Source organism: Brevundimonas guildfordensis (genome assembly GCF_014836405.1).
Classification (GTDB): Bacteria; Pseudomonadota; Alphaproteobacteria; order Caulobacterales; family Caulobacteraceae; genus Brevundimonas; species Brevundimonas guildfordensis.
Genome location: NZ_JACSQU010000002.1, coordinates 373,046 through 386,801 on the forward strand (window position 1 = coordinate 373,046; position 13,756 = coordinate 386,801).

Annotated in this window: 11 protein-coding genes and 1 tRNA gene (1 of these 12 only partly in view); 7 read left to right on the plus strand and 5 right to left on the minus strand. The window is 67.6% G+C overall.

Translation table 11 applies throughout. From position 1 onward, the window contains the following. A tRNA-Ala gene (locus H9656_RS10345) sits at positions 1-15 on the minus strand; it reaches 161 nt to the left of the window's first position. 133 nt (positions 16-148) lie between these two features. Beyond that, complete coding sequence (locus tag H9656_RS10350) at positions 149-610, minus strand: TIGR02300 family protein (RefSeq protein WP_191744172.1); 462 nt, start codon at positions 608-610, stop codon at positions 149-151. Positions 611-746: 136 nt separating this feature from the next. Here H9656_RS10350 and aroA point away from each other — a divergent pair, with 136 nt between their 5' ends. From aroA to mscL, 5 genes are all read left to right on the plus strand, one after another. Next, complete coding sequence (gene aroA, locus H9656_RS10355; RefSeq protein ID WP_318240629.1) at positions 747-2,087, plus strand: 3-phosphoshikimate 1-carboxyvinyltransferase; 1,341 nt, start codon at positions 747-749, stop codon at positions 2,085-2,087. Further along, the gene (gene cmk / locus H9656_RS10360) at positions 2,084-2,728 is read left to right on the plus strand and encodes a (d)CMP kinase (RefSeq protein ID WP_191744173.1); all 645 of its coding nucleotides are present in this window, start codon (positions 2,084-2,086) and stop codon (positions 2,726-2,728) included. Before aroA ends, cmk begins: the two co-directional genes overlap by 4 nt. A gap of 184 nt (positions 2,729-2,912) precedes the next feature. After that, a complete protein-coding gene (rpsA, locus tag H9656_RS10365) occupies positions 2,913-4,610 on the plus strand; it encodes a 30S ribosomal protein S1 (protein ID WP_404821562.1) in 1,698 nt (565 codons plus the stop codon). Positions 4,611-4,874: 264 nt separating this feature from the next. Beyond that, entirely contained in the window at positions 4,875-5,165 is a 291-nt protein-coding gene (locus tag H9656_RS10370) for an integration host factor subunit beta (protein WP_191744175.1), read from the plus strand. Positions 5,166-5,187: 22 nt separating this feature from the next. Next, positions 5,188-5,601, plus strand: coding sequence for a large-conductance mechanosensitive channel protein MscL (gene mscL / locus H9656_RS10375; protein WP_191744176.1), 414 nt, complete (start codon positions 5,188-5,190; stop codon positions 5,599-5,601). A gap of 39 nt (positions 5,602-5,640) precedes the next feature. On the opposite strand, the gene H9656_RS10380 is transcribed toward mscL, so the two are convergent. Next, complete coding sequence (locus tag H9656_RS10380) at positions 5,641-6,807, minus strand: N-acetyltransferase (protein ID WP_191744177.1); 1,167 nt, start codon at positions 6,805-6,807, stop codon at positions 5,641-5,643. 350 nt (positions 6,808-7,157) lie between these two features. Between H9656_RS10380 and H9656_RS10385 the strand changes: the two genes are divergently transcribed. After that, positions 7,158-9,008: a peptide MFS transporter gene (locus tag H9656_RS10385; RefSeq protein ID WP_191744178.1), complete on the plus strand. Its 1,851-nt coding sequence runs from the start codon at positions 7,158-7,160 to the stop codon at positions 9,006-9,008. A 115-nt stretch (positions 9,009-9,123) separates the two neighbouring features. On the opposite strand, the gene H9656_RS10390 is transcribed toward H9656_RS10385, so the two are convergent. Beyond that, positions 9,124-11,172, minus strand: a complete 2,049-nt coding sequence (locus tag H9656_RS10390) for a TonB-dependent receptor plug domain-containing protein (protein WP_191744179.1) — start codon at positions 11,170-11,172, stop codon at positions 9,124-9,126. Between the two features lie 143 nt (positions 11,173-11,315). On the opposite strand from H9656_RS10390, the gene H9656_RS10395 reads away from it, so the two are divergent. Then, positions 11,316-12,317 (plus strand): TraB/GumN family protein, encoded by a 1,002-nt coding sequence (locus tag H9656_RS10395; protein ID WP_191744180.1) that lies wholly within the window; start codon positions 11,316-11,318, stop codon positions 12,315-12,317. Here H9656_RS10395 and tldD read toward each other — a convergent pair. Further along, positions 12,314-13,744, minus strand: coding sequence for a metalloprotease TldD (gene tldD / locus H9656_RS10400; protein WP_191744181.1), 1,431 nt, complete (start codon positions 13,742-13,744; stop codon positions 12,314-12,316). The genes H9656_RS10395 and tldD overlap by 4 nt on opposite strands. Between the last annotated feature and the right edge of the window lie 12 nt (positions 13,745-13,756).

A 13,756-nucleotide genomic window follows, 5' to 3' on the forward strand; every position in this document is an offset into this window, starting at 1 on the left:
CTGAGCTAAAGCCCCGAACCTTTCGGTCGGTCCCGCCGGGGAGTGACAATGTCGCCCCCCGGCGAGGCGCGGAAACTAGGTCAGGCCGTTTTGAAGATCAAGCGGGTCTGACACATTTTTTTCCGCTTATTTTTCCGACCTTTGCTGCTTAGTCGTCGTCGCGCGACGGCTTGGTCAGCTCTTCTTCGAGGTCGTCTTCGTCTTCGTCTTCGATGAAGGGCACGGAATCGTCGTCGTCATCGTCGAGAACGTCGTCGTCGTCGTCGCCGTCGGCCGTGCCCATGCCGGCGTCGTCGGCGCCGGGTTCACCGTCGTCGTCGTCCGGCGTCAGGATCGGCTCGTGGCCTTCCTGGTCGATCTCGGGCGTGGAGCCTTCGGCGTCCTCTTCATCCTCTTCGGCGTCGGCGGACTTGTCGGCGACCTGATCTTCGGCCTCCTCGTCAGCGGCGAAGCCTGCGCCGCGACGCGCGCGGCGGCTGCGGACGGCTTCTTCCATCGGGTCGAACTCGGTGTCGCACTTGGGGCAACGGGCCGGGCGACGGTTCAGATCGTAGAATTTGGCCTGGCAGTTCGGGCAGACCTGCTTTTGGCCCAGTTCGGGATTGGCCACGTGATTAGACCTTCGGCGGGTTTAAGGGGAAAAATCGGAAATAGGGCGGCTCCCTTGCCACTGGCGGGGGCCGCTGTCAAAAGCCTTCTTTTCCGCGCGTTTCGCGGCCCTCCTGACAACCGGAGCCTGCATCAGGGTGAGCACTCCCCAGACCTTCACCGCGTCCCCCGTTTCCGGCGTCAATTCAGGGCTCAAGGGCGTGGTCCGCGCGCCCGGCGACAAGTCGATGTCGCACCGCGCCCTGATCTTCGGCGGCATGGCCGAGGGCGTGACCGAGATCGAGGGGCTTCTGGAGGGCGACGACATTCTGGCCACCGGCCGCGCCATGCAGGCGTTGGGCGCCTCGGTCGAGCGCGTCGGCGAGGGGCGCTGGCGGGTCGAGGGGCGCGGGCCGCTGCGCTCGCCTGAAGCTGTCATCGACTGCGGCAACGCCGGGACGGGCGTGCGCCTGCTGATGGGGGCGGTCGCGGGCTATGAGCTGACGGCGACGTTCGACGGCGACTCTTCTTTGCGCAAACGACCGATGAAGCGGGTCACCGGGCCCCTGGCCGACATGGGCGCGCGCTTCGACTGGAACGCGGCCGAGGACCGGGTGCCGCTGACGCTGCACGGCGGCGGGCTCAAGGGCGTGACCTTCGTCCAGAGCGTCGCCTCGGCCCAGATCAAGTCGGCCATCCTGCTGGCCGGGCTGAACGCGGCGGGCGAGACCGTCGTGGTCGAGCCTGAGAAGAGCCGCGACCACACCGAGCGTATGCTGCGCGCCTTCGGCGCCGAGATCGAGGTGACCGAGGAGGGCGAGGGCTGGCGCATCCGCCTGCCGGGCGGCCAGAAACTTAAGGGAACGCACGTCGCCGTGCCGGGCGACCCATCCTCGGCGGCCTTCCCTTTGGCGGCGGCCCTGATCACGCCGGGCTCGCAGGTGACCGTCGAGGCGGTGATGCTGAACCCGCTGCGAACCGGCCTGTTCCAGACCTGGATCGACATGGGCGCTGACCTGACCATCGCCAACCGCCGCATGGCCGGAGGCGAAGAGGTCGGCGACGTCACCGCCCGTCATTCGGCGCTGAAGGGGATCGTGGTCCCCGAGGACCGCGCCGCCTCCATGATCGACGAATATCCCATCCTGGCGGTGACCGCCGCCTTCGCTGAAGGCGCGACCGTCATGCGCGGCATCGGCGAGATGCGCGTCAAGGAAAGCGACCGCATCGCCCTCATGGCGGCGGGCCTGTCGGCCTGCGGGGTGCAGGTAGAAGAAGAGCCTGAGGGCTTCATCGTCACCGGAGGCCCCGTGAAGGGCGCCGCGACCGTCGACACCGCCCACGACCACCGCATCGCCATGAGCCACCTTGTGCTGGGGCTCGCGGCCGAACAGCCGGTCTCGGTCCGCGACCCCGTGATGATCGCCACAAGCTTCCCCGGCTTCGTCGAGATGATGAACGGGCTGGGCGGTAATATTGTCCAAGGAGGCGCGGCATGAACCTCGTCATCGCCGTCGACGGCCCCGCCGCATCCGGCAAGGGCACCATCGCCGCGCGTCTGGCTGCGCATTACGGCCTGCCGTATCTGGACACCGGCCTGCTGTATCGCGCCGTCGGCCTGGCGGTGCTGGATGCGGGCGGGGATCTGGACGACGCCGAGACGGCGGCCAAGGCCGCGCGGGCGTTGGATCTGGCCAGCCTGAGCGATAATGCGCGCCTGACCGATCGCGGCGCGGGCGAGGCGGCCAGCCGCGTGGCCAGCCATCCGGGCGTGCGCGCGGCGCTGCTGAAGCTGCAGCAGGACTTCGCCGCGCAAGCAGGCGGGGCGGTGCTGGACGGGCGCGATATCGGCACGGTGATCGCGCCGGACGCCCCGGCCAAGCTTTATATCGCCGCCAGTCCCGAGGTGCGGGCCGAGCGCCGCTGGAAGCAGTTGACGGCGCGCGGCGAGGTCATCGCCTTCGCCGACATGCTGGAGGATATCCGCCGTCGCGACGCCCGCGACGCGGGCCGCGACGACGCCCCGATGGTCCAGGCTGACGACGCCGTCTTGCTGGACACGACCGATCTGGGTATAGAGGCCGCCTTCGATGCGGCCCGCCGTATCGTCGAGGCGGCGCGAGCCAGGGCCGGGATCTGATCCCGCCGGGCAAATCCAACGCACCGATATCCTCGACGGCCGCGGGCGTTCTGGCTTTCATTTTCGCGCTTTTCAGGCGCGTGCGGCCTCGCCTCGTGACGACCTGACTTCCCCTTTTCAAACCCATTCGCGCATGTCCGCTCGGTCGTGCGCGTTTCGCCTTTCATCAACCTCAAGAGTTTCCATGACCGAAACCCTCAACCCCACTCGCGACGATTTCGCCGCGCTCCTCGACGAACAACTGCAAGGCCGCGACCTTGGCGAAGGCCAGGTCGTTCACGGCCGCGTCGTCGGCATTGAAAAAGACATCGTCATCATCGACGTCGGTCTGAAGACCGAAGGCCGCATCGCCATGCGCGAGTTCGGCCAGGGCGACGGCGCTGTCCTGCCCAAGGTCGGCGACAACGTCGAAGTCTATCTGGAGCGCGTCGAAAACGCCCTGGGTGAAGCGGTCATCAGCCGCGACAAGGCTCGCCGCGAAGAGGCCTGGACCCGTCTGGAAGCCGTGTTCGCCGAAGGCCAGCCGGTCAACGGCGCCATCGTCGGCCGCGTCAAGGGCGGCTTCACGGTCGACCTGGGCGGCGCCTCGGCCTTCCTGCCCGGCTCGCAAGTCGACATCCGCCCGGTGCGCGACGTCGGCCCGCTGATGGGCAAGGAACAGCCCTTCGCCATCCTGAAAATGGATCGTCCGCGCGGCAACATCGTCGTCTCGCGTCGCGCCATCCTGGAAGAAGCCCGCGCTGAACAGCGCACGGAGCTGGTCGGCCAGCTGCAAGAGGGCGAAGTCCGCGAAGGCGTCGTCAAGAACATCACCGACTACGGCGCGTTCGTCGACCTGGGCGGCATCGACGGCCTGCTGCACGTCACCGACATGTCGTGGAAGCGCGTGTCGCACCCGTCGCAGGTCCTGGCCGTCGGCGACACCGTCAAGGTCCAGATCGTCAAGATCAACCCGGACACCCAGCGCATCTCGCTCGGCATGAAGCAGCTGCAGTCGGATCCGTGGGACGGCGTCGAAGCCAAATACCCGGTCAACGCCAAATACACCGGCCGCGTCACCAACATCACCGACTACGGCGCCTTCGTGGAGCTGGAGCCGGGCGTTGAAGGCCTGGTCCACGTGTCGGAAATGTCCTGGACCAAGAAGAACGTCCACCCGGGCAAGATCGTCTCCACCTCGCAGGAAGTGGACGTGGTCGTCCTGGACGTCGACAGCGCCAAGCGTCGTATCTCGCTGGGCCTGAAGCAAGCTCAGAACAACCCGTGGGAGGCCTTCCTGGAGGCTCACCCGGTCGGTTCGACCGTCGAGGGCGAAGTCAAGAACGCCACCGAGTTCGGCCTGTTCGTCGGCCTGGACAACGACATCGACGGCATGGTCCACCTGTCGGATCTGGACTGGAACGTGTCGGGCGAAGAAGCCATCCAGCGCTACCGCAAGGGCGAGACGATCAAGGCCAAGGTCCTGGACGTCGACATCGACAAGGAACGCGTCTCGCTGGGCGTCAAGCAGCTCGGCGGCGACCCGATGGAAGGCGACGTCTACAAGCGCGGCCAGCAGATCACCGTCACCGTGACGGCGATCGAGACCGGCGGCATCGAGGTCAAGTTCGGTGAAGACGACGCGCCGGTCACGGCCTTCGTCCGCAAGTCGGACCTGTCGCGCGACCGCAACGAGCAGCGCACCGAGCGTTTCGCCGTGGGCGACCGCGTCGACGCCATGATCACCGGCGTCGACAAGGCCACGCGCCGCGTCTCCGTCTCGATCAAGGCGCTGGAGATGAAGGACGAACAGGAAGCCATCGAGCAGTTCGGGTCGTCGGACTCGGGCGCCTCGCTGGGCGACATCCTGGGCGCCGCGCTCAAGAACGCAGCCAAGGAATAAGCTTCCTCGGCTCTCGGGAAATGGGGCGGCCGGAGCGATCCGGCCGCCCTTTTTCTTAGGAGCTATTCTGGTCGGAGAGGGAGGGACGACTTGGCGGACGTCGCTTCCCGCCGCGTTTTTTCTTCCTTGGGCGGCCCTTCAGGGGCGAAACCTGCCACGCTGGAATGCAAGAAACCTTCGCGACGATGCGTTTTGCCCTTTCTTCCTGTGGCGACAGGCGGTTAGGGTGTCTTCCCGGACGGTGAAACCATGGCGGGGGCCTGAATGATCAAGTCTGAACTGATCGAGAAGTTGTCGGCTGAGAACCTGCACCTCACCCATGCCGAGGTGGAGCGGGTCGTAAATGTGATCCTCGGCTGCATGACTGACACCCTGTCCGAAGGCGGACGGGTCGAGCTTCGCGGCTTCGGCGCCTTTTCGGTACGCAGCCGACCGGCGCGGACGGGGCGCAACCCCCGCACCGGCGAAACGGTCGAGGTCCCGGCCAAGGCCGTGCCTTTCTTCAAGAGCGGCAAGGAACTGCGAGAGCGGCTGAACGCCTCCGGCGACGCCTGATATCATCTGAAAGACTGATGCAATGAGCCTGCTGACCGAATTTCGGGAATTCGCCGCCCGCGGCAACGTCGTCGACCTGGCGGTCGGGGTGATCATCGGGGCCTCGTTCGGCAAGATCGTCACCAGCCTGGTCGATCAGGTGGTGATGCCGCCGATCGGGCTGCTGCTGGGCCGGGTGGACTTCTCCAAGCTGGAGTGGGTCCTGGTGCCCGAAGATCCGGCGACCGAAGCGATTGAGAAGGTGACCATTCAATACGGCGCCTTCATCAACACCCTGATCCAGTTCCTGATCGTGGCCTTCGTGGTCTTTCTTGTCGTCAAGGCGATCAACAAGATGCGCCGCGAGCAGCCGGCCGAGCCGGAGGCGCCCGCTGCGCCGACGCCGACCGAGGCCCTGCTGGCCGAGATCCGCGACGAGCTGAAGGCGCGGTCCTAGGAGCGCCGCGCGAGGGCCTTGCCAGGCCCTCGTTTGACGCTATGCGCGTGCTTCCATTGCTTGAGTGCGCAGCGGCGCCGGCGCCAGCTGCAGGGCCGCGCTGGCGCGCGCCGGCAAGGGCCGCAGGCAGAAGGAATAGTCGCCGTCATAGGGCGTGGGCCGCCAGCCTGCGTCGGCCATCCCTTTGTCGAAGGCGATGTGGCAATGGCCCCAACCGCCCTCGCGCCAGGCCTTCTGGCCCAGAGGGCCGAGCGCGGCGAGCAGATCGGGCGACACGACCTGCAGCCGCAGTTTGGCGGCGGCGAGCGCGGGCGCCAGTCGGCGCAGGCCCTCGACAAGCGCCTGGATCGCCGGCGCGTCGTTCTCTAGCGCCACCAGATCGATGATTTCGAGGATCGGCGGCTCCAGCGGCGTCTGCTTGTTCAGCATGGCCACGGCGTAGCCCGTCAGCCGGCCGTCTTGGTGATACGCCAGGCTCAGCGGCGGCACGGTCAGGTCGGGATCCGACAAGCGCCATCGCAGCATGTCCGCGCTGCGGTCGGCGGTCAGCCGCCCCTCGGCGCGCAAGGCGAACCAGAACCCCGCATAGTCGGAGCGTTCCGGCAGGTCGGGGCTGAGGCTGACCCCGGCCGGCAGGCGGCTTTCGGCGCGGCGCACCCGGCCTTGCCCGACAAGGCCGGGCAGAGGCGACAGCTGCTCGCCCAGCAGGCGCGCCAGGGCCGGGGCGCGATCCACGATCTCGCGCAGGCCGCGCCCATATATGCAGGCGGCGCGGTTGATCAGCCATGACAGCTTCAATCTGTGGGTTTCAGGCGGCCAGGGGACCATGCCATGCCGCTGGTACAGCGGGCTGGAGCGGGCGTTGGCGTTCAGCGTGTATCGGGCGAAACAGTTAGGCTGGTCGACGAAGGTGTTGATCAGGGCGCGACTGCGGCCGCGCTGCGCCGGAGGCACGACGATCGAATAGCCGGTCGCGGCGTGCAGACGCTGGTCGTTCCGCCAAAAGCGCTGAATGAAGTTGCCGACGAAGGCTTCCGGCCCCGCGCCATCGTCGATGACCCAGCCATGAGGGGCGCCGATCTCCGCCGACGCCGGGTTCGACATCAGCCAGCGCCACCCCGCCGCCGATCGCTCCGGCCACCACACGCTGCGGTGCAGTTGGTTTACGGCCTCGAAGTCGCTCTCGTTGAACGGGCGCAACGACATGGTTTTGGGGTCTCCCAGGGCCGAGCGGCGGCTGGTCAGGAGCGTGCGCGAGATAGGTGTAGAATCATCTAATCGCGCCCAGAACGCGGAATTTGCGACAAGTTCGCGACCGGCAGGAGCCAAGATTTGGTCGTTAACGCTTGTTTGCAATCCGTGACCGTGCTGTTTCTGCACGCTTACACGCCCGTCGGGGGCGTCAAATGATGGAGCTTGCCGTTGAGCACGACGGACGGAGGGGGCGCGCGACTTACGCGCCGGCCCGGCACTCGGAGGGGCGACGCCCAGGCGATGGCCCACACGGTGACTTTGAATGAGACGAAGTCGGTCATGATCTGCGCGGGGGCCCAGGCATGAACATCGTCATCGCCATTGGTCTGATCATCACCCTGGTCACGGGCGTGCCCGTGCTGATGCAGATCCTGAAAAATCACCCGCGCGGGCTGATCATCCTGTTCTTCGCAGAGATGTGGGAGCGCTTCTCCTACTACGGGATGCGCGGCATCCTGATCTTCTTCCTGACCCAGCACTTCCTGTTCAACGACGCCCAGGCCGGGTCGGCCTACGGCTCGTACACCTCGCTGGTGTATCTGCTGCCGCTGCTGGGCGGCATGATGGCCGACCGCTTCATCGGCACGCGCAAGGCCGTGGCCTTCGGCGCCCTGCTGCTGGTCGCCGGTCACGGCATGATGGCCTTCGAGGGCCGTCCGGCCACCGAAACCCTGACCTATCAGGGCGCGACCTATGAAATCTCGGCCGAGGGCCGCGGCGCCGCGCGCGACGTGGGCCTGATGGTCAACGGCCAGAAGTACGCCTTCGCCCCTGTCGAGAACGGCCTGGCGATCCAGAACCTGCCGCAGGACGCGCCGATCCCGGCCGTGTTGCCGACCGGCGACTACAAGATCGACGTGACCCGCGACATGGCGGGCATCAACGTCTTCTACCTGGCGATCGCCCTGATCATCATGGGCGTGGGCTATCTGAAGCCGAACATCTCCACCATCGTGGGGCAGCTGTATCCTGACGGCGATCCGCGCCGGGATTCGGGCTTCACCCTCTACTACTACGGCATCAACCTGGGGGCCTTCTGGGCCGCGGTGCTGTGCGGCTATCTGGGCCAGACGGTCGGCTGGTGGGCGGGCTTCGGCCTGGCCGGCGTCGGCATGGCGCTGGGCTGGGTCGTCTTCGTTGTCGGCAAGCCGCTGCTGCAGGGCAAGGGCGAGCCGCCCGCCGAGGGCAATCTCAAGAAGCCCTTCCTGGGCCCGTTGAACCGCGAGTGGTCGATCTATCTGCTCAGCATTCTGGGCGTGGGCGTGGTGTGGTTCATGGTTCAGCGCAACGCCCTGGTGGGCTGGGTGCTGGGCGCCGCCACCCTCGCCTCGCTGGCCTTCATCGCCTACATCATCGTCAAGGTCTGCGAGAACCGCATCCAGCGCGAGCGCATGATGCTGGCGGTGGTGCTGATCATCGGCTCGGTGGTCTTCTTCACCCTGTTCGAACAGGCCGGCACCTCGTTGAACCTGTTCGCCGACCGTAACGTCGACCTCAGCCTGACGCCGACGGCGGTGCAGTTCCTGGGCGTCACCATCGGCACCCCGGCTCAGCTGGCGGCGGCGGGCATCACCCCGTCGGGCTTCTGGATCGACGCCACGGTGACGGCGGCGCAGACCCAGTCGTTCAACGCCGGCTTCATCCTGATCTTTGCGCCGATCATGGCGGCCCTGTGGGCCTTCCTGGGCAAGCGCAACATGGATCCGAACCCGGTGCTGAAGTTCGGTCTGGGCCTGCTGCAGGTCGGCCTGGGCTTCATGATCGTGGTGTGGGGCGCTGGCATGGCCGACTCGGCCTTCCAGATGCCGATCCTGCTGCTGGGCCTGCTCTACATGTTCCACACCCTGGGCGAGCTGTTCCTGTCGCCGGTGGGCCTGTCGGAGATCACCAAGCTGTCGCTGGCCAAGGTCGTCAGCTTCATGATGGCCGTGTGGTTCCTGGCCTCGTCCATCGCCCAGTACGTCGGCGGCTGGATCGCCGGTCTGGCCGGGACCGAGACGGTCGGCGGCCAGGTACTGGACCCCGGCGCAGCGCTGCGCACCTCGCTGCAAGTGTTCGAGATGCTGGGCCTGTGGGGCATGGGCATCGGCGTCGGCTTCGTCGTCCTCAGCTTCTTCATCAAGGGCTGGTCGCACGAGAAGGCCGCGCACTAAGCGCACGCGGCTTCGCCGGCTCGGGATCTGATCCGGGGCCGGCGAACCATAAAAGGAAAGGGCGGCGTCTCGCAGGAGGCGCCGCCCTTCTCTTTTGTCTTGTCCTAGGGGGCCGTCAGAACGTCTTGCGCAGGCGGATCTGGTAGAAGGTGCGCGGGTCGATGAAGCGGTTCTCGACGAAGGCGATCGGCCGGGTTTCGCGATCGGCGAAATCGATGCGTTCGACGTTGAAGTCATCCCAGATGTTGACCTGGGCCCGGATCGACAGGGTCGGCGTGGGCTTATACTCGCCCCACAGCTCATAGTAGTCGTGGCCGCGCCAGCCCGAGATCTGGTCCGGGCGATAGTTCTTCTGGCCCAGCAGCGGGATCCAGGCCCCGCCCCATTGCAGCTTCCAGCGCGTGATGTCCTGCTGGAAGGTGATGGTGGCCTGGGTGGGCCGGACGCCCGAGATGGGACGGATTTCGCCGGTGGTCGGATCGGTGACCTCGGTGTGGTTCCAGGTGTTCTTGAAGCCGAACTTGCCGCCCGAAACGCCCAGCTTGTCGGTCGGGATGGTGACGTTCAGCACCAGCTGATCCAGCGTGCCGTCGCCGATGTTGCCGACCGCGGCGTACCCGCCGTCCAGAGGGATGACGTCGATGGCGTCGGTGATCTCGTCGTGGCGCAGGCCGATGCTGACGACGCCTTCGCCCCAGAACCGCTTCTCATAGGTCAGCTCGGCGACCCAGCGCGATTCGGGGTGCAGGTTCACGTTGCCGCCGAAGACGTTCTCATCGGCGAACTCGGCCGAGGCGGCGAAGTCGCTGAAGTCCAACTGGCCGACCGTGCGCTCCAGCCGCAGGCGTAGCTGATTGTTCGCGGCCGGGGTCCAGGTGGCCAGCAGGCGCGGCTTGGCGAAGAAGAAGCTCTTCTCCTGCTCGGCGTCGCCGGATTGGCTGATGGTCGAGGATTCCAGCCGCAAGCCGCCCTCAAAGGTCCACTTCGGATTGAGGCGCCAGGTCGCCTTGCCGAACACCTCGCCGCGCGTCTCCTCGACCTTGACAGAGGCCGAGGGCAGGGGCACCGCGACGCCGCCCACCGAATAGGCCTGATCGACCTCCAGCATGTTGTAAGCGACTTCGGCGCCGCCTTCGAGATCGAGCGATGGCGAGCGCTCATAGCGAACCAGACCGCGCAGGATGGTCTCGGATGCATTGCCGTCGGCATTGAACAGCTGCTCGGCCTCTTCGACCCCGTTCTGCCGGTTGCGCGACCTCGACAGCGAATCGAAGTCGCTGAACTCGTGGATGAAGCGCGTCTCCAGCTTCAGTTTTTCCGACAGCGGACGGGTGTATACCACGCCGAACTCGCCGCTGTGGCCGTCTTCGTCATACAGGCTCTCGCGCAGCACGCCGGGCGCCGTTTGGCGGTTGATGTTGTGCCAGTCGTTGATGCCGTAACGCGCCGTCAGGTCGACCTTGCCGCCCATGAAGGGGCTGGAGAAGTTGCCCCGGATCGAGTTTCCGCCGCCGTAGCCGTCGTTGTAGAAGTCTTCTGAGCGCAGCAGTTCGCCATTCGGGCCGACGCGGCGCAGCGGGCCCGCGCCGTTGGAGTCGCTCATGGAGATGCCGTCGCTCAGGGTCACGCCCCAGGTCCGGTCGCCCTTGCGTTCCGTGAACTGATAGGAGCCGCCGAACAGGTCCTGGCCGCCCTCGAACAGATTGGCGTTGAAGGTGGCGATATGCTCGCGGCTGACCGTGTTTTTCAGGATGACGTTGGCGACGACGGCGTAGCCCTGCATCTCGATGCCCGGCGCCCCGCCGCGGATCAGTTCGATACGCTCGACCTGGCTGGCCACGGTGCGGCTCAGCACGTTGGAGCCGGTGTCGTTCTTGGAGGCCGGGCGCGAGCCGTTGATCAGGACGTTGCCGACCGCGCCTTCAAAGCCGCGCGCCCCGTCGCCGTCGTTGACCGAGAAACCGGGCACCCGGTTGACCATGTCCAGCGCCGTGTTGGGGCGGGCGTCGACGAAGAAGTCAGGGGTGAAGATCAGCACGGCCTGATCGCCGGCGACGGCCGTCTGGCGGGCGGGGGCGTCGGCCCGCTCGGCGGCCAGGGCGGCGGCAGGTGCGGCGGCCAGCAGCAGGGCGGTCGTCGCCAGCAGGGCGCTCTTGGTGTTCATCTGTCCTCTCCCTCGGTGTCGGCCGAGGTGTGGACGGGGCGTGTTACGATCTCCAGTTACAAGCGGGACAGGTGGATTAAATCGCGGACAGCATTACGGAATAGTCACGTGCGACGGCGTCGGCAGACCTTAGGATGCCCGTCATGAAAGCTCGCTTAGCGACCCTCGCCCTGTCCGCTTGTCTGGCCCTGTCCGCCGCCCCCGCCTCGGTTCTCGCCGCCCAGGAACAGGCGGAGGCGCCGACCCGTCTGGAGGAGGTGGTGGTGAGCGCGCGGCGGGCGGGCGCGCCGATGTGGACGGTGCGGCGCGACGGCGAGGGCGTGATGATCCTGGTCGGCGCCATCGAGGAGGCGCCGCGCGGGTTCGATTGGCGGCCACAGGCGCTGGAAGAGGCGGCGGGCCGCGCCGATCGCATCCTGTTTCCGCAGCGGGGGCGCGCCTCGCCCGCCGACGTGCTGCGGCTGATCTGGCGCATCCGGACCATCGGCTGGTTGCCGGAGGGGACGACGACGGCCGACTATCTTTCGTCCCAAGATGAGGCGCGGCTCGAAGCCCTGATGGCGGAGGCCAAGGACGATCAGTGGCGGCGCGAAAGCCTGTTGTTGCTCGCCATCGGTCTGATCAAGGACAAGGCGGGCGAGAAGGACGCCCGGCCGGTCGGAGCCGACGAAGCCGTGCGCCGCGCCGCGCGCAAGGCGCGCGTGCCGATCCGCTCGATCGGCGTGGTGCGCGGCGCCGATCTGGTGGAGAGCCTGATTTCCGCCCCGCCCGAGACGCACCGCGAATGCCTGCGCGCCGCTTTGTCGGCGGCCGAGCTGGGGCCGGACGCCATGCGCCTGCGCGCCGAGGCCTGGCGCGATCTGCACGTGGCCGCGGTGCTGGCCTCGCCCATCGACCAGGCGGTCGATCGCTGCTGGCCGTGGGGCGATCCGCAGATCGGGCCGCAGCTACGCGCCGAATGGACCGAGGCGGTCACCCAGGCGCTCGGCCAGCCAGGCCTGACGCTGGCGGTCGCGCCGCTGCGCCGCCTGGCCGAGCCGGGCGGGGTGCTGGACCTGCTGGAGGCGCAGGGCTTTGAGGTCGACGGCCCTGAATGGAAGCCCATCACGCCTGAAAGTGGGGCGCCTGAGACTGCGGCGCCCTAGACCGCCGTGCCGCCGACCGTCAGGCCGCCCATCTTGAGGCTGGGCTGGCCGATGCCGACGGGGACGCCCTGACCGGCCTTGCCGCAGGTGCCGACGCCGGGGTCGAAGGCGAAGTCGTCGCCGATCATCTGGATCTGGGTCAGGGCCGTGGCCCCGTCGCCGATCAGGGTGGCGCCGCGCACCGGGGCGGTGATCCTGCCGTCCTCGATCAGATAGGCCTCGGTGCACTGGAAGACGAACTTGCCGTTGGTGATGTCCACCTGGCCGCCGCCGAAGTTGGCGGCGTAGAGGCCGCGCTTGGTCGAGGCGATCATGTCGGCTTGGCTGTCCTTGCCGCCTTCCATGAAGGTGTTGGTCATGCGCGGCATGGGCGTGTGGGCGAAGGACTGGCGTCGTCCGTTGCCGGTGGCCTGCGCGCCCAGCTGACGCGCCGACAGCCGGTCGTGCATCAGCCCGACCATGATGCCGTCCTCGATCAGCACGGTGCGCGAGGTCGGGGTGCCCTCGTCGTCGAACGACAGGGAGCCGCGACGTCCGGCGATGGAGCCGTCGTCCACGACCGTCACGCCCGGCGCGGCGACCCGCTTGCCCATCATGCCGGTGAAGACCGACGAGCCCTTGCGGTGGAAGTCGCCCTCGAAGCCGTGCCCGACCGCTTCGTGCAGCAGGACGCCGGGCCAGCCGGCGCCGAGCACCACGTCCATCTCGCCCGCCGGGCAGTCGATGGCGTCCAGATTGACCAGGGCCTGACGCAGAGCCTCGTCGACCTGGGCCTGCCAGCGTTCGGGGGCGACCCATTCCTCGAAGCCAGCGCGGCCGCCCGCGCCGGAGGAGGCGCTTTCGCGGCGGCCGTCCTTTTCGACGGTGACGGAGACGTTCAGCCGGACCAGGGGGCGGATATCGGTCAGCAGCCGCCCGTCGCCGCGCAGGATGTCGATGGCGCGGCGCTCGCCGACCAGAGAGGCCGAGACCTGCACCACGCGCGGATCGCGGGCGCGGGCCCAGGCGTCGATCTCGGCCAGCAGGGCGATCTTGTCCGCGAAGGCCGGGGCCAGCAGCGGATCGACCGGCGCATAGAGGCGCTGGTTGGTGGCGCGCGGCGCCTCGGCGGCGGTTCCGTCGTAGCCGCGCTTGGCCAGGGCGGCGCTGTCGGCGGCGCGGCGGATGGCGGCGGCGGAGATTTCGTTGGCGTGGGCGTAGCCGGCGGTCTCGCCCGCCACCACGCGCAGGCCGAAGCCTTCGACCGCGTCGTAGGAGGCGCCCTTCAGCCGCCCGTCGTCGAAGACCAGGGATTCGCTCTCGGTCTTTTCCAGAAACAGCTCCCCGTCGTCGGCGCCCGCCAGGGCGGTCTGCAGGATCGACAGGGCCTCGTCCGGGGCTACGCCCGCGGCGTCGAGAATGGGGGAGGGGGAGGCGACGGTGCTCATGGGCGCTAGATA